Annotated in this window: 16 protein-coding genes and 1 riboswitch; of the genes, 10 read left to right on the top strand and 6 right to left on the bottom strand. The window is 68.3% G+C overall.

Going from position 1 to position 18,007, the window contains the following annotated elements; translation table 11 throughout:
* Positions 1-2 precede the first annotated feature (2 nt).
* Positions 3-524: a RidA family protein gene (locus tag ABIC66_RS05855; protein WP_354068493.1), complete on the bottom strand. Its 522-nt coding sequence runs from the start codon at positions 522-524 to the stop codon at positions 3-5.
* 127 nt (positions 525-651) lie between these two features.
* A riboswitch (TPP riboswitch) is annotated at positions 652-757 on the top strand.
* Positions 758-829: 72 nt separating this feature from the next.
* Here ABIC66_RS05855 and thiC point away from each other — a divergent pair.
* The 8 genes from thiC (at position 830) to ABIC66_RS05815 (ending at position 10,209) form a co-directional block, all read left to right on the top strand.
* Positions 830-2,668 carry a phosphomethylpyrimidine synthase ThiC gene (gene thiC / locus ABIC66_RS05850; protein ID WP_354068491.1) on the top strand — a complete coding sequence of 613 codons (1,839 nt, stop codon included), beginning with the start codon at positions 830-832 and terminating at the stop codon, positions 2,666-2,668.
* A 70-nt stretch (positions 2,669-2,738) separates the two neighbouring features.
* Positions 2,739-3,809 carry an Acg family FMN-binding oxidoreductase gene (locus ABIC66_RS05845; RefSeq protein WP_354068489.1) on the top strand — a complete coding sequence of 357 codons (1,071 nt, stop codon included), beginning with the start codon at positions 2,739-2,741 and terminating at the stop codon, positions 3,807-3,809.
* A 60-nt stretch (positions 3,810-3,869) separates the two neighbouring features.
* Positions 3,870-5,243: a S41 family peptidase gene (locus ABIC66_RS05840; RefSeq protein WP_354068488.1), complete on the top strand. Its 1,374-nt coding sequence runs from the start codon at positions 3,870-3,872 to the stop codon at positions 5,241-5,243.
* 64 nt (positions 5,244-5,307) lie between these two features.
* Positions 5,308-5,661, top strand: a complete 354-nt coding sequence (locus ABIC66_RS05835; RefSeq protein ID WP_354068486.1) for a DUF1428 domain-containing protein — start codon at positions 5,308-5,310, stop codon at positions 5,659-5,661.
* Positions 5,662-5,993: 332 nt separating this feature from the next.
* Complete coding sequence (locus tag ABIC66_RS05830; RefSeq protein WP_354068484.1) at positions 5,994-8,726, top strand: TonB-dependent receptor; 2,733 nt, start codon at positions 5,994-5,996, stop codon at positions 8,724-8,726.
* Between the two features lie 99 nt (positions 8,727-8,825).
* On the top strand, positions 8,826-9,212 hold the full coding sequence (locus ABIC66_RS05825; RefSeq protein ID WP_354068482.1) for a hypothetical protein: 387 nt from the start codon (positions 8,826-8,828) through the stop codon (positions 9,210-9,212).
* A gap of 74 nt (positions 9,213-9,286) precedes the next feature.
* A complete protein-coding gene (locus tag ABIC66_RS05820; protein ID WP_354068480.1) occupies positions 9,287-9,625 on the top strand; it encodes a GIY-YIG nuclease family protein in 339 nt (112 codons plus the stop codon).
* Positions 9,622-10,209 carry a DUF2239 family protein gene (locus ABIC66_RS05815; protein WP_354068478.1) on the top strand — a complete coding sequence of 196 codons (588 nt, stop codon included), beginning with the start codon at positions 9,622-9,624 and terminating at the stop codon, positions 10,207-10,209. Before ABIC66_RS05820 ends, ABIC66_RS05815 begins: the two co-directional genes overlap by 4 nt.
* Here ABIC66_RS05815 and ABIC66_RS05810 read toward each other — a convergent pair.
* From ABIC66_RS05810 to ABIC66_RS05800, 3 genes are all read right to left on the bottom strand, one after another.
* Positions 10,167-11,216 (bottom strand): ThuA domain-containing protein, encoded by a 1,050-nt coding sequence (locus ABIC66_RS05810; protein WP_354068476.1) that lies wholly within the window; start codon positions 11,214-11,216, stop codon positions 10,167-10,169. The two genes, ABIC66_RS05815 and ABIC66_RS05810, sit on opposite strands and share 43 nt — an antisense overlap.
* Positions 11,217-11,223: 7 nt before the next feature.
* Positions 11,224-11,610: a VOC family protein gene (locus ABIC66_RS05805; protein WP_354068474.1), complete on the bottom strand. Its 387-nt coding sequence runs from the start codon at positions 11,608-11,610 to the stop codon at positions 11,224-11,226.
* Between the two features lie 156 nt (positions 11,611-11,766).
* The gene (locus ABIC66_RS05800) at positions 11,767-12,786 is read right to left on the bottom strand and encodes an SDR family oxidoreductase (protein WP_354068473.1); all 1,020 of its coding nucleotides are present in this window, start codon (positions 12,784-12,786) and stop codon (positions 11,767-11,769) included.
* Between the two features lie 110 nt (positions 12,787-12,896).
* Between ABIC66_RS05800 and ABIC66_RS05795 the strand changes: the two genes are divergently transcribed.
* Complete coding sequence (locus tag ABIC66_RS05795; protein ID WP_354068472.1) at positions 12,897-14,309, top strand: MATE family efflux transporter; 1,413 nt, start codon at positions 12,897-12,899, stop codon at positions 14,307-14,309.
* Positions 14,310-14,396: 87 nt separating this feature from the next.
* Here the strand turns inward: ABIC66_RS05795 and ABIC66_RS05790 are convergent, their stop codons facing one another.
* Both ABIC66_RS05790 and mdoH read right to left on the bottom strand, forming a co-directional pair.
* Positions 14,397-15,299: a cobalamin biosynthesis protein CbiG gene (locus ABIC66_RS05790; RefSeq protein WP_354068471.1), complete on the bottom strand. Its 903-nt coding sequence runs from the start codon at positions 15,297-15,299 to the stop codon at positions 14,397-14,399.
* An 81-nt stretch (positions 15,300-15,380) separates the two neighbouring features.
* The gene (mdoH, locus tag ABIC66_RS05785; protein ID WP_354068470.1) at positions 15,381-17,372 is read right to left on the bottom strand and encodes a glucans biosynthesis glucosyltransferase MdoH; all 1,992 of its coding nucleotides are present in this window, start codon (positions 17,370-17,372) and stop codon (positions 15,381-15,383) included.
* A gap of 253 nt (positions 17,373-17,625) precedes the next feature.
* Between mdoH and ABIC66_RS05780 the strand changes: the two genes are divergently transcribed.
* Positions 17,626-18,006, top strand: coding sequence for a copper-binding protein (locus ABIC66_RS05780; protein ID WP_354068469.1), 381 nt, complete (start codon positions 17,626-17,628; stop codon positions 18,004-18,006).
* Position 18,007: the final 1 nt, after the last annotated feature.

Below are 18,007 nucleotides of genomic sequence, written 5' to 3'. Positions count from 1 at the left end.
GCCTATTTCGACGGGACGTAGGCGATCACCTGGATCTCGACGATCCCGCCGGGCGCCAGCAGACCCGTCGTGCCCACGGCCGTCCAGGCGGGGTTGGGACCCTTGATGAACTCGCTCTTCACGGCGTTGATCATGTTCAGCTGCTCCCGGCGCGGGGCGGGCTGATCGGGGCCCTCCCAGACGTGGAAGCTGTTGATCATCACCACGTTGTCGAAGCTGGTCCCGGCGGCCTTGAGGGTGTTGTCCAGGCTGGTGAAGGCGCGGCGAACCTGCGTCTTGAACGACTCCGGATCCGAGCCCTCGTCCGGAGCCCGGCCGACGATGACGCCCGAAACGTACAGCATGTCGCCGACCCGGCGGGCTGCGGCGTATTTGATCTCGTCATAGGACTTCTGGGACCGCGCCGTCGGAATGATCACCTCGCCGCCGGGAGCGGGGATCTTTTTCGGATAGGTCTCCTGCGCCAGGGCGGGCGTGGCGAGCAGGACGCAGAGGGCGGGCAGGGCCAAACGACGGAAGGCCATGGACGGATCTCCGAAAGCACGACGGTCCCTGATCGTCGGCCGGGGCGCGCCGACGGCAAGTGAATTCCCTGTCACGTCGCCCGGCCTTTGCGCCTTGACCTACCCGTCAACCGGCCTAGTGTCCGCCTTCTGTTCACCGGGGGGTCGCTCGCGCGGCTGAGATTGGGCTTCCGCCCTGACCCGTAGAACCTGATCCGGGTCATGCCGGCGAAGGGAGGGAACGCGAACGGGGCCTGGTTTCCGTTCGTCAGACCGATCCAAGCACGACACGTCCGGGTCTCCTTATCGCTTGAGGAGCGCCCGATATGAACGTCCAGACCACCATCAAGGCCGTCGCCGAGACCATCTCGACCGGCCCGATCCCCGGTTCGCGCAAGGTCTATCAGGCCGGCGAGCTGTTCCCCGAGCTGCGCGTGCCGTTCCGCGAGGTGGCCGTCCACCCGTCGGCCAACGAGCCGCCGGTGACCATCTACGACCCGTCGGGTCCCTACAGCGATCCGACCGTCGCCATCGACATCGAGAAGGGCCTGCCGCGCACCCGCGAGGCCTTCGTCGTGGCGCGCGGCGACGTCGAGATCGTCACCGATCGCCGCCAGGTGAAGCCCGAGGACAACGGCTTCGCCCAGGGCAAGCACCTGGCTCCCGAGTTCCCCGATCAAGGCCGCACGATCTACCGCGCCAAGCCCGGCAAGCTGGTCACCCAGCTGGAATACGCCCGCGCCGGGATCATCACCGCCGAAATGGAATATGTGGCCATCCGCGAGAACCTGCGCCGCGAGCAGGATCGTCCGTGCGTGCGCGACGGCGAGGATTTCGGCGCCTCGATCCCGGACTTCGTGACGCCCGAGTTCGTGCGCCAGGAAGTGGCCCGCGGCCGCGCCATCATCCCGGCCAACATCAACCACGGCGAACTGGAGCCGATGGCGATCGGCCGCAACTTCCTGGTCAAGATCAACGCCAACATCGGCAACTCCGCCGTGCTCTCCACCGTCGCCGACGAGGTCGACAAGCTGGTCTGGGCCACGCGCTGGGGCGCCGACACGGTCATGGACCTGTCGACCGGTCGCAACATCCACAACATCCGCGACTGGATCATCCGCAACTCGAGCGTCCCGATCGGCACCGTGCCGATCTACCAGGCCCTGGAGAAGGTCAACGGCGTGGCCGAGGACCTGAACTGGGAGGTCTTCCGCGACACCCTGATCGAGCAGTGCGAGCAGGGCGTCGACTACTTCACCATCCACGCCGGCGTGCGCCTGCCGTTCATCCCGATGACCGCCAAGCGGGTCACGGGCATCGTCTCGCGCGGCGGCTCGATCATGGCCAAGTGGTGCCTGGCCCACCACAAGGAGAACTTCCTCTACGAGCGCTTCGAGGACATCTGCGAGATCATGCGCGCCTACGACGTGTCGTTCTCGCTGGGTGACGGCCTGCGTCCGGGCTCGACCGCCGACGCCAATGACGAGGCCCAGTTCTCGGAGCTGCGCACCCTGGGCGAGCTGACCAAGGTGGCCTGGAAGCACGGTGTCCAGGTGATGATCGAAGGGCCGGGTCACGTGGCCATGCACAAGATCAAGGCCAACATGGACGAGCAGCTGAAGCACTGCCACGAGGCCCCGTTCTACACCCTCGGTCCGTTGACCACGGACATCGCGCCTGGCTACGACCACATCACCTCGGCGATCGGCGCGGCGATGATCGGCTGGTTCGGCACGGCGATGCTCTGCTACGTCACGCCCAAGGAGCATCTGGGCCTGCCGGACCGCGACGACGTCAAGACCGGCGTCATCACCTACAAGCTCGCCGCCCATGCCGCCGACCTCGCCAAGGGTCACCCCGGCGCGGCCATGTGGGACGACGCCATCAGCCGCGCGCGGTTCGAGTTCCGCTGGGAGGACCAGTTCAACCTGGGCCTCGATCCGGAAACGGCCCGCAAGTTCCACGACGAGACCCTGCCGAAGGAAGCGCACAAGACCGCCCACTTCTGCTCGATGTGCGGCCCCAAGTTCTGCTCGATGAAGATCAGCCAGGAAGTCCGCGACTTCGCGGCCGGCATCGCGCCGAACAACGCCGAACTGGGCATGGCCGAGATGAGCGAGAAGTTCCGCGAGCAGGGGTCGGAAATCTACCTGAAGACCGAGTAGAGGCGGCTTGACGCTGCGCAAGGCGAGGCGGACGGCGGCGGCTACAGCTTAGGCTTTCGGAGCCGCCGCCATGCCCACCCGCCGCGCCCTGATCGCCGCCACGCCGCTGCTGGTCGCGGGATGTTCCGGCGGTGAAAGCCGTTACGACCGCGCGGCCCGGGATCTCTGGCGACTGCCTGACCCGGGCGGCGGCGGCGTTCCGATGATCGCCTTGATCCATGCCGCGACGCTGGCGGCGAACGGGCACAATACCCAGCCCTGGCGCTTTAGGATCGAGCCTCGCGCGATCGAGATTCTACCGGACTTTTCGCGGCGGACCCCGGTGGTGGATCCGGACGACCATCACCTGTTCGTCAGCCTCGGCTGCGCCCTGGAGACCCTGCTACAGGCGGGGCTCGGCTATGGCTGGGCGGGCGAGCCGGAGATATTGCCGGGAGGCGGCGTCCGTATAGCGTTCTCCAGCGCGCCGGCTCGCCCCGGCGTTCTTTTCCAGGCCATTCCCCGTCGCGCATCGACGCGGACTAACTATGACGGAAGACTTGTGGACGCGGCCACGCTTCGTCGGCTTGAAGCCGCGGCCGGACCGGACGTGGCGCTTCGATGGGTGCTGGAGCCCGACGAGCGGGCTCGCCTGACGGACATGATCGTCGCCGGGAATAGCGCTCAACTCGCCGATCCCGCCTTCATGCGCGAACTCGCCGATTGGATCCGCTTCGACGCCAAAGAAGCCTTGGCGCGGCGGGACGGCCTGTTCGCGGCCGCTTCCGGCAACCTCACGGCGCCGCGCTGGCTGGGCGAGCGGCTGCTGCACATGGTCATGACGAAGCAGGGCGAAGCCGACCGCCTCGCCGGCTGGGTAAGGAGCTCGGCGGGCGCGGTGATCTTCACCGGTTCAGCGGAGACGCCCGCCAGCTGGATCGCCGTCGGGCGAGCCTTCACCCGGTTCGCGCTGACGGCGACCGCCGCGGGCTTGAAGTTGGCCTTCCTCAACCAGCCGGTCGAGGATCCGTCGATGCGCCGCCGAATGGCCGCGTGGCTGGGTGAGCCGGCCAAACGCCCCGATCTCGTCGTCCGGTTCGGCTACGGACCTGAATTGCCGCGGTCCCTGCGCCGTGGCCCTCAGGCCGTTCTGCTCCGCTAGCGTCGGGCGTCGCGGCGATTTCACTGGCGCGGCGGCGGTGACGCCTCCACCGTCGCGTCCATGAAACGCTTGAGTCTCCTGGCCACCGCCGCTGTCCTCGCCTTTTCGACACCCGCCCTGGCCGAAAGTCCGTTCTGGCCGGTCCAGGCCAAGGGCGGGGCCGTGGCGACGGAGCTGCGCGGCGCGTGGAAGTCGCGCGGCTACGGCTGGATCGTGCAGTTCGGCTCGGACGGCGCGCAGCTGTTCCAGACGGCGGGCGAGGCCTGCTATCCCGACCCGCGCCGGCAGTCCGATCCCGACGGGGTCATGACGGTCTGGCGCTTGGAAGGGCAGGGCGTGGTCACCCTGGCCGGCGACGCCGACGGCGCGCGCTACCTGTTCGACCGTCTGCCGAACCTTCCCAACGCCTGCATCAGCGCGGCCGGCTGGACGCCCGATCGAGTCGTGGCCTTCGCCGCCGACACCTTCGCCGAGCTCTATCCGCGCTCGGCCGAGCGCAAGCTGGACTGGAAGGCGCGCAAGGCCGCGGCCCTGGCCCAGGTCTCGCCGACAGCGACCGACTTCCAGCTGTGGACCGCGCTGTCGGGCCTGATCGCGGGTCTGGACGATCCGCACGTCGAGTTGCACGGCATGGTCGACGGCGCGCAGCGCGACCTGGAGCCTGGCGTCTCGCCGACCCTGGCCCGCGTCGCCGCCGCGGATCCGGTCGGCGGCGAGAAGGCCTGGCTGCAGGCCTATCGCGAAGGGATTTTGACCCAGATCCTGGCCGGGCGAGGTCGCCAGGCCGCCAACAACCGAATCTTCTGGGGACGGGCCGACGACATCGGCTATCTGAACCTGGTGACCATGGGCGCCTTCGCCCGCAACGCCGCGCCGGACGATCCCCGGCCGCTGGACGCGGTGCTGGACGAGGCCATGGCGGCCTTCGCCGGCGCCAAGGCGGTGATCGTCGACGTCAGCAACAACCGGGGCGGCTACGACACGATCAGCCAGCGGATCGCCGCGCGGTTCGCCGATCAATCCGTCCTGGCCTATTCCAAGGTCGGCGTCGGCGCCAAGGCGTCGCCGCAGCCGGTCCGCGTCGAGCCGGCCAGCGGGGCGCGCTTCACCGGTCCCGTCTACCTGGTGACCAGCGACGTCACCGTCAGCGCCGGCGAGACCTTCACCCTGATGATGAAGGCCTTGCCCAATGTGAAGCAGGTGGGCGGGACCACCCGCGGGGCGTTCTCGGACCAGCTGCCCAAGCCGCTGCCGAACGGCTGGGCGATGGCCCTGCCGGCCGAGCTCTACAAGGGCCCGAAGGGCGAGGACCTGGAGGGGCGGGGCCTGGCTCCCGATATTCCCATGACGATCTTTCCAGACGGCGACTTGGCCGGTGGTCACGCCAAGGCCATCCAGGCCCTGATCGAGAAAATCCGCCAGACCGGCGGATAGGATGTCGGAACCACGCCGGCTCGTACGTCCTTGTGCGTCAACGACGACGCAGAAGGAGGACGTCATGGCCTATGTCGACGGTTTCTTGGTCCCGGTCCGGAAGGACAAGCTGGACGCCTACAAGGCGCTGGCCCAGAAGGGCGGCGACGTCTGGATGGAGCACGGCGCCCTGTCCTATGTGGAATGCGTCGCGGACGACGTGCCCTATGGCGAGCTCACCTCGTTCCCGCGCGCGGTCCAGCTGGCCGAAGACGAGGTCGTGATCTTCTCATGGGTCACCTACAAGGATCGCGCCAGCCGTGACGAGGTCATGGCCAAGGTGATGGCCGACGAGCGCATGAAAGGCGACATGGCCAACATGCCGTTCGACGGCAAGCGGATGATCTTCGGCGGCTTCCAGGCCTTCATCGAGCGCTGACGTCCCAGGGTTGCGTCGCTCGCGCGCCGGGCCGCCGAGCGACGCCCAAACCCCGCCATCTGGGACGCGCCATGACAGGGCGCGAGCTTTATGTCCTGCTTGCAACATCGTTTCGACGGCCACACGTGATCGACGAAAATGTGACGTTATTTCAATGCTTGAGCGCAAGATAAGCGCAGCGGGACACACCAGTGTGCGGTTTATGCTGCATTGCCGTTTCTTAATTCCGGGGGGCGTTGCGGTGAAGGTCGCGGGCTCGTAAGGAGCATCAACCCAGCGTTGGCGCCACGAAGCGTCGAGGCTTCCCGTCACTCGTGTTTCCGTGGGCCTATATGACCCTTTCGACCATGCTTCTGTACGGCCTGGCCGCCGCCGCGCTCGACCCGACGACGGCTACGGCGCCGCTCTCGGCGCCCGCCGAGGTCGCCGCCGAAGCCGATCAGAAGAAGCCGCAGGTCAAGGACGACGGTCCCACCGAGGTCGATGGCCTGACCATCGAGGCCGAGAAGCGCGGCAAGGTCAACAGCGACATCCCGCCGGACCTCGAGCTGAACGCCGAGGAGATCCAGAGCCTGGGCGCGGCCAATGTCGTCGAGCTGCTGAACATCCTGGCTCCCCAGACCACCAGCACGCGCGGCCGCGACGCCAGCAGCGGGCCGGTCATGCTGATCAACGGCCGCCGGATCTCGGGTTTCCAGGAGATCCAGGGCATCCCGCCCGAGGCGATCGAGAAGTGGCAGGTGTTCCCCGAGGAGGTCGCGCTCAGCTACGGCTACAAGGCTGACCAGCGGGTCGTGAACATCATCCTCAAGAAGAACTACAACGCCCTGATGACCCAGGCGGCGGCCACGGTCGCCACCGACGGCGGCCGCGTCGTGCCCAGCGCCAACGGCAACCGTCTGAACATCAACGGCGACAAGCGCTGGAACATCGACGTTTCGGTGCAGCACGATCCGTATCTGCTGGAGACCGACCGCGACATCGTCCGCACGCCCAACGGCCAGCCGTTCGACAAGGTCGGCAATATCAGCAGCCTGGGCGGGGCCGAGATCGATCCCGCGCTATCGGCCCTGGCCGGAAACCCGGTCACCTTCGCCGGCGCGCCCAGCTCGGCCCTGGTCGGGCGCGCCAGCTTGGCCGATTTCGCCGCCGGCGCGGGGCGCTACAACACCGGCGATCTGACCGCGTCACGCTCGCTGATGAACCGGGTGGACAAGGGCACGCTGCGCGGCTCGATGACCCGCGACATCAACAAGCAGGTCCAGGTGACCTTCACCGGCAATATCGAGGACACCAGCAGCCATGCGCTGCTGGGCCTGCCGGGCGTGACCTTCATCCTGCCGGCCGGCAGCCCGTTCTCGCCGTTCTCGAAGGCCGTGACCGGCTATCGCTATATCGACGCGCCGGGGGCGATGACCCGCGACGTCGACACGCTGCGCACCCAGGCCAGCATGGCGGCCAACGGCCGGATCAAGGACTGGCGCTGGAATTTCACCGGCGATTTCGACCGCACCAAGACCGACACGACGACGGGCCGCGGTCTGGACGCCTCGGCCTTTCAGGCCGCGGTGGCGGCGGGCGACCCGACGGTCAATCCGTTCGGCGTGATCCCGGCCAATCTGTACAAGAACGCGGCCGCCGACACCGCCCATTCGGTCTCGACCTCGGCCAGCGCCGAGTTCGTGCTGAACGGCGACCTCTTCCGGCTGCCGGCCGGCGGCCTGCAAACGACCCTGAAGATCGGGGCCGACACTCGTGCGCTCGATTCCAAGACCGTCCGCTCGGGCGTGACCACGACGCGGGACATCACCCGCAACCGCGAGAGCGTGCAGACCAGCTTCAACCTGCCGCTCACCAGCACCCGCCAGGACGTGCTGGCCAAGTTCGGCGACCTCTCGGCCAACTTCAACCTCGGCTACGAGGAACTGTCGGACCTGGGCGGGCTGACTACCCTGGGCGGCGGCCTGAACTGGTCGCCGTTCAAGCCGATCAGCTTCATCGCCAGCTACACCGACGAAGAGGGCGCGCCCTCGACCAACCAGATCAACGATCCGGTGGTGGTGACCCCGAACGTCTCGGTGTTCGACTTCACGACCGGCCAGACGGTGATCATCAACCGCACCGATGGCGGCAACGCCACCCTGCGCAACGACAATCGCCAGGTCCAGCGGCTGGGCGTGAACTACAAGCCGTTCGAGAAGGTCGAGCTCACCTTCAACGCGACCTACACGCGGGCCCAGACCAAGAACATGATCTCCTCGTTCCCGGCCATCACGCCGGATCTCGAGGCCGCGTTCCCGGAGCGCTTCACCCGCGACGCCACCGGACGCCTGCTGGCGATCGACGCGCGGCCGGTCAATTTCGCCAGCGCCGAGAGCGAGAATATCCGCTGGGGCTTCAACCTGTTCCGGCCCGTCGGTCAGCCGACCCCGGGCGTGATCGGCGGACCCGGCGGCGGTCGTCCAGGCGGCGGCCCGGGCGGCGGCGGGATGATGCGCTTCGGCGGCCCGGGCGGCGGCCCCGGTGGCGGTGGCGGTCCTGGCGGTGGCCCCCCGCCGGGCATGATGCGGCCCGGCCAAGGCCTGTTCCAGCTGTCGGTCTACCACACCTGGCGCCTGACCGACGAGATCACGGTCCGCAAGGGTCTGCCGGTGCTCGACCAACTCGACGGCTCGGCGATCGGCTCGCGCGGCGGCCAGGCGCGCCACGAGGTCTCGGTCCAGGCCAACTACTTCAAGGACGGCCTGGGCATGCGCGTCGCTGGCAACTGGCGGGCCTCGACCTGGGTCAATGGCGGCGCGACCGGCGGCCAGACGCTGTACTTCTCGGACCTGGCGACCCTGAACGTGAATCTCTTCGCCAACTTCAACGCGCCGGCGCGCAAGAAGGCCGTCCAGCAATTCCCGATCCTGAAGGGCGCGCAGGTGTCCCTGAACTTCGACAACCTCCTGGACGCCAAGCAGGCGGTCAAGGACCAGAACGGCGTCACGCCACAAGCCTATCAGCGGGACTATCTGGACCCGCTGGGTCGCACGGTGCGGATCAGCTTCCGCAAGCTGCTCTAGGGCCTGGAAAGGGCGGGTGAGTAACCTCAACCCGTCCTTAAGCTGTAGAGCGCATGCTTTTTTCCGAGCGGCCGGCTTTCGGCCGGATCGGAGACCGTCATGGCGACCATGACTTCCAGCACCCGCCGCACCGGCGACCACTTCGAGCCCAACGACGACGATCCCCAGGTCCAGCGCCGCCTGCGCGGCTATCTGGAGCAGATCGATTACACCGCCTACGCTTCGAACAAGGCGGTATTGGGCGCGACGCTCCCTCACGTCGACGCCGAACGGTTCCAGCGCCTGGCCTTGGCCGCCGCCACCGCGCGGGCTCGCTGGGTGGCCGAGGCCGCGTCGATGGCCGAGGCGGGAACCAGCCTCTCCGAAGCCCAGGTCGCGCGCCTGGCCCACCTGCGCTCGGCCTATGATGAGCTGTCGGCGGTCTATGAGGCCACGCGGCGGATGGTCGAGCGCGGCTACGTCCCGTACCGCGCCACTCAAGGGTAATTTACCCGGATATTATTGACTTAATATTTCGTCCGGGTAAAAGGCGAGCTCAAAATCCCTTAGGGAGGTTCGCCATGTCCGGACGCAAGGCGCTGTTGCGCGCATACAAGGAACGCAAGGTCGAGGCCGGCGTCTACGCCGTGCGCTGCGCGGCGAGCGGCGAGGTGTGGGTCGGCGCGACGCCGGACCTTTCCACCCGTCAGAACGGCGTCTGGTTCTCGCTGCGCCAGGGCTCGCATCGCGAGCCGGGCTTGCAGGCCGCCTGGAACGCGCACGGCGCGGACGCCTTCGCCTTCGAGCCGATCGAGGCGGTCGACACCGAAGGGCTGGACAGGTTCGGACGCGACAGCCGGCTGAAAGAGCGGCGCCAGCATTGGATCGAGGCGTTGAACGCCAAGGGACTGAATCGATGACCGATCGGTACGTCGTCTTCCACGGTCAGGCGCGCGTGGCTGCAGGCTCGCGTCTGGAGGCCGCCTTGGCGGCTCAGAGACTGGCCGGCGAGACGGGCGTCCTGATCTTCGGGCCCGACGGCCGCTCGGTCGACTTCGATCTCAGCGGCGGGCCGGACGCTCTGGCGTTGCGCCTATCGCCTCCGGCCGAGGCTCCGCGTGGACGGGGTCGGCCCAAGCTGGGCGTGACGGCGCGCGAGGTGACGCTGCTGCCGCGTCACTGGGACTGGCTGGCCAGCCAGCCCGGCGGCGCGTCGGTGGCGCTGCGCAAGCTGGTCGAGGCCGCCCGCCGGGCCAGCGAGGGACCGGACCGCATCCGCGCCGCCCGCGAGGCGACCTATCGCTTCGCGTCGGCGATCGGTGGGAACCTGCCGGGCTTCGAGGAGGCCATGCGGTCGCTGTTCGCCGGCGACGACGCGGGCTTCGAGGCGCGGATCCAGGACTGGCCGGCCGACATCGCCGCCCAGCTGCGGACCTACGCCGCCGAAGCCTTCGGGGCGGATCAGCTGGACTTGGCCAGCACCTCATCCAGCACCGCCTTGTAGGCCGCGTCGAACGGCGCCTTGTCGCTGTCCGGCTTGGCGGGCCACAGCGGGCGCAGGGCGGCGGTGCGGGCGGCGGCGTCGCGCCGCCAGGCGGGGTCGGCCTTGGCCAGCTTGGCGAGGCGCGCCTCGACCTCGGCCTTGGGACGGCCGTCGTAGGCCAGCAAAGAGCGTAGCGCCCACAGAGCCTGCTCGTCGGGATTGGGCTTAGCGGTCCCGGGCGTGCGGTGAGCGGTCCAGCGCACGGCCTCGACGATCTGGGCGCGGTAGCGCGGATCGCTCCACGTGCTGGGCGTATGACCCAGATTGGTCTGGAACAGCCGGCCGTGGCCGATCTCGCGAGTCCAGGTGATCGGCACGAACCAGGGGCGCTTCAAAGCCATGTCGGTGAAGTCCAGGGCCTGCAGCACGCGGACCTTGCCCGGGTCGTAGTCCGAGTACTGATAGATCTCCTCGGCATAGGAGAACCGAGCCGGCCAGGCGGTGTTGACCGGGTCCTTGCCGCCCAGCGCCTGCACGGTGATCGGCGTGCCCTGTGTCCACGGATGGCCGGCGAACTTGCCATTGATGAAGGCGGTGTAGGTCTGGCCCGGGCCCGTATAGTCCCAATGGGTGTCGGTGGCGCTGTGCAGGCCGATGAAGCCGCCCTTGCCGCTCTCGACCCATGTCTGGATCGCCGCCCAGGCTTCGGCTGGGATCGGCAGCTCGCCGGTGGTGTAAAAGGCCAGGACATCGATGTCCTTCAGCTTCTCGGGCGTGATCACCCGGGCGTCCTGCGTCGACTCGACCGTGAAGCCCGACTTCGCGCCGATCTCGGCCAGAGTCACTTCGGACAAGGTCGGGCCGTTGCTGTTCTCGGGACGCGTGACCGGCTTGTGACGGAAGCCGACCGACTGGTCCAGGTAGAGCACGCGGATCTTGCCTGTCTTGCCAACAGGCGGCGCGGCTTGAGCGGCGACGGGCGCGGCGAGGGCGGCCACGGCCGCGATAACGGTCAGCAGGCGGGTCATCGTTGTCTCAGTTTTTGGGTTGCAGCAGATCCCAGCGATTGCCGGAAAGATCCTCGAACACCGCGACGGTCCCGTAGGCCTCGTGGCGGGGCGCTTCGAGGAACGTCACCCCGGCGGCGGTCATGCGCGCGTGGTCGCCCTCGAAGTCGTCCGTGTGCAGAAACAGCCAGACGCGGCCGCCGCCCTGGCGGCCTATGGCCTCGGCCTGATCGCCGACCGCGCGGGCCAGCAGGAAGTCCGTGCCGTCGGTTCCAGGCGAGACCACGACCCAGCGCTTGCCGCCGCCCATGTCGGTGTCCTCGACCAGGGTGAAGCCCAGCTTGCCGACATAGAAGGCGATCGCCGCGTCATAGTCAGCGACCAGCAGGGAGACGAGGGCGACGCGGCGGGCCATTTGCGACTCCATTTTGGGAGCCAAGGCATAGCACGCAATTCAATTTGTCATCCCGGCCGTAGCGTAGCGAAGAGCCGGGAGCACGGCAGACGTCGATTTTTCCGCGGTCCCGGCTCGGCGCGCTTCGCGCTTGGCCGGGATGACAGTCTCTACGGCCTAGCCGCCGCTATAGCCGCCGATGATCGGCAGGATCTCGCCGGTGATGTAGCTGGAGGTCTGCGGCGAGGCGAGGAAGACATAGGCCGGCGCGATCTCCTCGGGCTGCGCCGCCCGCTTCATCGGCGTCTTGGCCCCGAATTCGGCGACCTGCGGCCCCAGCTTGTCGGCGGGGTTCAGCGGGGTCCAGACCGGGCCCGGCGCCACGGCGTTCACCCGGATGCCTTTGTCGATCAGGTGGGTGGCCAGCGACCGGGTGAAGGCGTGGATGCCGCCCTTGGTCATCGAATAGTCCAGCAGGTCCTTGTTGCCGAGCAGGCCCGTGACCGAGCCGGTATTGATGATCGAACCGCCGTTGGGCAGGTGTTTCACCGCCGCCTGGGCCATGTGGAAATAGCCGTAGAGGTTGGTCTTCAGGGTGCGGTCGAAGTGCGCCTCGGTCAGGTCCTCGAAGGCGGTGACGTGCTCCTGGAAGGCGGCGTTGTTGACCAGGATGTCGAGGCGGCCCAGCTCGGCCACCGTCTTTTCCACCGCCGCCTTGGCGTAGGCCGGGTCGGCGACGTCGCCGGGCAGCAGGATGGCGCGGCGGCCTTCCAATTCGACGGCCAGGCGGGTCTCGTTGGCGTCCTTGTCCTCGTTGAGGTAGGCGATGGCTATGTCGGCGCCCTCGCGGGCGAACAGCACCGCCACGGCCCGGCCAATGCCGCTGTCGGCGCCGGTGATCAGAGCCACCTTGTGCTCCAGCTTGCCCGAGCCCTTGTAGAAGGGCGCGTCGTACATCGGCGCCGGGTCGAGGGCGGCCTCGTCGCCCGGCTTGGCCTGGTGTTGCTCCGGGAATGGCGGGGCGGGGTAGGGGCGGGCGCCGGCCTGCATGGCGTGGCTGACCTTGCCGTCCTTCTGCTCGTCCTTGGGTTTGAAGCTGCGCTCTTCCTTGGCGTCCAAAGGCGCCTGGATGGCGCGTTCGACCTCGGCGACCTGATCGGCGGCCTTCTCGAACTCGGGGGTCTGGGTGTCGGCCATGGCTTGCTCCTGGGCTGAGCCCGGAAAACCGCTGGCGACGACCGATGTTCCAAGCGGGACCGAATACGGGTTGCCCGGAAAACGGGCATGGGCCACCTTGCCCGTCTTCTTTGACATTGGTGACGACCATGCCGCGCGACGCGGCCGGAACGGCGCTTCCTCCGAAGCGGCCGCGCGGCCCCATCATGACCGATCTGATCGAGCTGCTCCGCCTGTCGGGGCCGGTCGTGTTGTCGCGCCTGGGCATCATGATCATGGGCCTGACCGACGCCATCGTCGTCGGCCATTTCTCGGCGCGCCAGCTGGGCTTCCATGCCATGGCCTGGGCCCCGACCTCAGTGTTCGTGACCGCCACGGTCGGCCTGTTGGTCGGCGTGCAGGTGATGACCGCCCGCGCGATCGGGGCGGGCCGGCGCCACGAGACTGGGGCCGTGCTGCGGCGAGGGCTGGTCTACGCGGCTTGGCTGGGCTTGGGCTCGACGGCGGCGCTGGCGCTGTTGGGACCACTGTTTCTGCACAGCCTGGGCCTGAAAGACGGGCTGGCGGACGGCGCGACCCCGCCGCTGATCGTGTTCTCGTTGTCCCTGCCGGTCTACGCGATCTCGGTGGTGCTGACCTTCTGGCTGGAGGGTCTAGCGCGTCCCGGCCCCGGCGCGGTGATGATGTGGCTGGCCAACCTGGTGAACCTCGGCGCCAACCTGTTGTTCGTGCCCGGGACCTTCGGATTGCCCGCCATGGGCGCGGTCGGCGGCGCCTGGTCGACCTTCGTGGCCCGCAGCGCCCTGGCCATCGCCCTGGCGATCTACGTCCTGCGCATGAAGGAGGCCCGCGCGCTGGGCGTCTTCGACAAGCCCGCCCGCGACCGGCCGGCCGAGATCGAGCAGCGTCGCATCGGCTACGGCGCTGGCGCGTCGAACTTCTTCGAGGTCTCGGCCTTCGCCGGCATGAACCTGGTGGCCGGCTGGATCGGCAGCCTGGCCGTCGCCGCCTGGGCGGTGGTGCTGAACGTGGCGGCGGTGATCTTCATGATCCCGCTGGGCATGGCGTCGGCGACCGCGGTGCTGGTCGGACGGGCCTATGGCGCGCGCGATCCGGCGGGCATGACCCGCGCGGGCTGGATCGCCTTCGCGGTGATCGCGGTGATCGGCGTCGCCGCCGGCCTGCTGCTCTATCCGACCCGGCACTGGGTGGCGCTGGCCTACACCACCGATCCGGCCGCGTTGAAGCTGATCCTGCCGGCCCTGGTGCTGACCTGCTTCTTCCTGGCGCCCGACGCCGTGCAGGTGGTGACCGCCCAGGCGTTGCGCGCCCGGGGCGAGGTGTGGGTCCCGACCGTCACCCACCTGATCAGCTACGCCCTGGTCATGGGGCCGCTGGCCTGGTTCCTGGCCATTCCGCGCGGCATGGGCCTGAACGGGGTGGTGCTGTCGGTGATCGTCACCAGCTTCCTGGCCGCGGGCTTCCTGCTGGCGCGGTTCAGGATCCTGGACTGGCGAGACAAGAAATTGTCATCCCGGCCGTAGCGAAGCGAAGAGCCGGGATCGCAACGGGCTCGACGCTTTCGGCGGTCCCGGCTCGGCGCGCTACGCGCTTGGCCGGGATGACAGCTTCTAAGCCCCCAGGATCCAGCCTTCCTCGGTCGCCGCGGCCTCCAGCGCCTCCTCGGCGACACCTTTCGGCGCGGCGAAGACGGCGCCCAGCTTGCCGGCCTCGTCCAGCTTGGCGAAGTGCTCGGCCAGGGTCCGCACCTGGGTCAGGTCCTTGACCTCGCCGGCGACCGGAGCGGTCTTGATCATCGACGGATAGACCTCGGCGACCACGACCGCGACGCCCTCGAGGTCGGCGTCGGTCAGGGCCTTGAAGCCGGTCTCGAACGGCCATATCCGCACGGCCTCGCCGCGCGCATCCTTCAGGCGGCGTACGGCCGGGATGCCGACGATCGCCTGACCGCCGACCGAGCCGTTGTAGTAGAGCTTCCAGATCGAGTGCGCGCCCTTGGCGTTGGCCGCCTCGTCGGCGTAGCGGAATTCCGGCAGGTCGCCTTCGCCGTGTTCGCGAGGCCGCTTGGGCTGAAGCGTCGTCAGCGCGTCCTTGGGCGGGCAGCCCCAGAAGGGGAACGGCCCGCCGGTCAGGCGACGGTTGATCTCCGAGCCGACGCCGAAGCGGTTGTTGGTGTTGTCGGCCTTGTCCTTGACCATCTTGGCCAGTTGGTCCCAAACCGCGCGCCAGGGCTTCTCGCCGGGCAAGGACAGGGCCTTGGAGAGACCGCGCGGGAAGCCCAGCGGGAAGTCGAAGCCGACCAGGGCGCGTTCGCCGCGCTTCTTCAAGTCGTCGAGCACGGCGGCCAGTCGGGTCTCGGCCTCGCCGCGCGTCGCGGGGTTGTAGCTTTCGAAGGTGAGCCGGAAACGCACGTCGCGCTTGAGCACGCCGATCCAGATCGAATCCGCGCCCGTGGTCGGCTTGGCCGCGGCGCTCCAGTCGACGATCACATAGGCGCTGAACAGACGCGACACGGTACGCGGCTCCTTGTTGGATAAGGAAGCCGCGCTTCTACTCCCGTCCGGCGCGAGGGGCCAGACGGGAACAGAGAGATATCAGGCCGCGTCGCGGATCTTGGTCGTCGGACCGATCGGACGGCCGTTGCGGGCGAACCAGCGGATCGGCGGTTCGCAGGCCGGGCCGAGGGCCGCGCGGACGATGGCCGGCGGCCGGCGCTCTTCCGGGGTCATGAACAGGCCGTTGGTCTTCAGCTTCAGGCCGGCCACCTTGTGGGCGCCCAGCATGGTCAGCGGCACGGCCAGGATCAGGCCCAGCAGGATCGGGGCGGTCGAGGTGAACAGGTCCGGGGTGAACCAGAAGGTCGCGCCCAGGATCAGGCCGGTGACGCTGATCCAGCCCATGGCGGCCGAGGCTTCCTTGAAGTCGACCTTGTCGGCGTCGCGGCGCTGGGTGGCCCAGCCGCCGACCTTGCCGGCCAGGATTTCCACGATGGCCCGGGTCTGAGTGAACATCAGCATCGGGGCGACCAGGGCCGAGAGCAGCATCTCGACGGCCAGGCCGGCGGCGACGCGGCGCTTGCCGCCAAAACCTTTGATCTCGCTCTTGCGCGAGAAGACCAGGATCGAGCCCAGGATCTTGGGGCCGAACAGCAGGACGAAGGTGATGATCATGGCCCAGGCAGTGGCCTGGATCTCGCGCCAGTCGATCAGGGCGTGCGCGGCGGCCTGCAGATCGGCCATGGTGAAGGCGGCCTTCTTCAGCTCGGGCATCAGGGCGCGCGAGGTGATTCCGGCCGACAGGGCGATGAACCACAGCGGCGACAGGGCGTAGCTGAGCACGCCGATCACGAGGTGCAGGCGGCTCATCCAGTGCAGGCCGGGCAGGGCGATCAGCGGCACGTGCTGGACGTTGCCGCGGCACCAGCGGCGGTCGCGGGTGGCGAAGTCCAGCAGGTTCGAGGGGCTCTCCTCGTACGAGCCTTCCAGATAGGGAGCCAGGTGGACGCTCCAGCCGCCGCGGCGGAGGAGGGCGCTTTCCAGGGCGTCGTGGCTCATCACCTCGCCGCCGAACGGCTTGGGGCCGGCCAGGTGCGGCAGGCCGCAGGTCTCGGCGAAGGCGCGGGTGCGGACGATGGCGTTGTGGCCCCAGAACGAGCTCTCGCTGCCCGACCACCAGGCCAGGCCCGTCCAGGCGACGCGGCCGTACAGGCGCGTGGCGAACTGCAGGGTGCGGGCGAAGATCGTCTGGCCGTTGATGATCATCGGCATGGTCTGGATCAGGCCGGCGCCCGGGTGACGCTCCATGGCGTCGGCCAGGCGGACCATGGCCTCGCCGGTCATCAGGCTGTCGGCGTCCAGGACCAGCATGTGCTCGTAGGCGCTGCCCCAGCGGCTGACCCAGTCGGCGACGTTGCCGGCCTTGCGGCCCGTGTTTTCCTTGCGGACCCGATAGAAGACGTTGCTGTGGGCCTCGCGACGGAAGCGGGCGAAGCAGGCCTGCTCCGCCAGGGCCACCTGGGCGTCGCGGGTGTCGCTGAGCACGAAGATGTCGAAGTGGCGCGACAGGCCGGTCTCGGCCAGCGAGGCGTCCATGGCGCGCAGGCGGGCGAAGACGGCGGCGGCGTCCTCATTGTGCACCGGCATCAGGATGGCGGTGCGGGTGTGCAGCTTGGGCATCGGGGCCTCGCCGTCGATGCCGAGCGGATCCTTGGGCTTGCCCAGCAGGATCACGAAGCCAGCCACGGCGGTGCAGAACCACAGCGACAGCGCCAGGAACAGCGGGGCCAGCAGGACCACGACCACCGTCTCCAGACGGGTTACGCCGCCCAGGGCCACGGTGTCGAAGGTGGCCTTCCAGCCGGCGAAGCCCATGACGATCGTCGCCAGGGCCACGATCCAGCGTCGCAGGGTCATGTCGGCGGCCACGGCGGCGGCGCGGCGAGGGCCGCCCTGCCAGAAGCCCAGCGGCTGGACCGGCATGGCCAGCGGAACCTCGGCCGGGATCTCGATCGTGTCACGGCGAACGACCTGATCGAGGGTCACGCTCGTGGAAGAGCGCACGTCGAAGAGGGCGGAGCGATCGCTCATATCGTCAGGTCTCGGACTTTTCCGGCGGGCCGGGCTCTCTCCGCGTATTTCGGCGCCGTTGGCCTCTTCCCGCGTCGTCCTCGGTCCGCTAGGGAACCGGTCGACGGCGTGTGACGGCTTCGTGACGGTCGAAAACCGACGTGGAGAGCCGCCGGTAGTCGCTACAGTAAAACTTCGATCACAAATTCGCTACCGGAAATCACGCGGATTTCGCAGTTGCGAGAAAAAACATTGGCAACGCGTCGCGCGAGCGATGCTCGCCGATCTGGGGAATTTCGGTAAAGCTATGAATTTTCGGAATTTTACCGCCATGATCGCCGTCGCAAGCTTGGCGGCTTGCGGGAAAGCTTCACAAGAAGGGCGATCAATTCCGGGCGTCGTGGAGGCCGTTCCATCGACGGAATCGTTGCCGGCCTACGACGCGCAGGGCGTGATTTCGAGCCTGGACGGCCAAATTCTCACGCTCGATCACGACGGCGCGAGCGCGGCGGGTCTGAAGCCCGGCCGCGACAAGTTCAAGGTCTATGCCGACGTGATCGCCGAGGCGCCGATCACGCCGGGCGCGCGCGTGAAGTTCCAGTTCAAGAAGACGCCGACGGGGCTCGAGGTGTCGAAGCTCGAGCCCCGCGAATAGG

This window comes from Caulobacter sp. 1776, from assembly GCF_040545685.1.
Taxonomy (GTDB): Bacteria; Pseudomonadota; Alphaproteobacteria; order Caulobacterales; family Caulobacteraceae; genus Caulobacter.
This window is presented reverse-complemented; position numbering and strand designations above follow the sequence as displayed.

Coding starts and splice junctions, on each gene's coding strand:
- ABIC66_RS05855 (WP_354068493.1), bottom strand. CDS start 524: ATGGCCTTCCGTCGTTTGGCCCTGCCCGCCCTCTGCGTCCTGCTCGCC.
- thiC (WP_354068491.1), top strand. CDS start 830: ATGAACGTCCAGACCACCATCAAGGCCGTCGCCGAGACCATCTCGACC.
- ABIC66_RS05845 (WP_354068489.1), top strand. CDS start 2,739: ATGCCCACCCGCCGCGCCCTGATCGCCGCCACGCCGCTGCTGGTCGCG.
- ABIC66_RS05840 (WP_354068488.1), top strand. CDS start 3,870: ATGAAACGCTTGAGTCTCCTGGCCACCGCCGCTGTCCTCGCCTTTTCG.
- ABIC66_RS05835 (WP_354068486.1), top strand. CDS start 5,308: ATGGCCTATGTCGACGGTTTCTTGGTCCCGGTCCGGAAGGACAAGCTG.
- ABIC66_RS05830 (WP_354068484.1), top strand. CDS start 5,994: ATGACCCTTTCGACCATGCTTCTGTACGGCCTGGCCGCCGCCGCGCTC.
- ABIC66_RS05825 (WP_354068482.1), top strand. CDS start 8,826: ATGGCGACCATGACTTCCAGCACCCGCCGCACCGGCGACCACTTCGAG.
- ABIC66_RS05820 (WP_354068480.1), top strand. CDS start 9,287: ATGTCCGGACGCAAGGCGCTGTTGCGCGCATACAAGGAACGCAAGGTC.
- ABIC66_RS05815 (WP_354068478.1), top strand. CDS start 9,622: ATGACCGATCGGTACGTCGTCTTCCACGGTCAGGCGCGCGTGGCTGCA.
- ABIC66_RS05810 (WP_354068476.1), bottom strand. CDS start 11,216: ATGACCCGCCTGCTGACCGTTATCGCGGCCGTGGCCGCCCTCGCCGCG.
- ABIC66_RS05805 (WP_354068474.1), bottom strand. CDS start 11,610: ATGGCCCGCCGCGTCGCCCTCGTCTCCCTGCTGGTCGCTGACTATGAC.
- ABIC66_RS05800 (WP_354068473.1), bottom strand. CDS start 12,786: ATGGCCGACACCCAGACCCCCGAGTTCGAGAAGGCCGCCGATCAGGTC.
- mdoH (WP_354068470.1), bottom strand. CDS start 17,372: ATGAGCGATCGCTCCGCCCTCTTCGACGTGCGCTCTTCCACGAGCGTG.
- ABIC66_RS05780 (WP_354068469.1), top strand. CDS start 17,626: ATGCTCGCCGATCTGGGGAATTTCGGTAAAGCTATGAATTTTCGGAAT.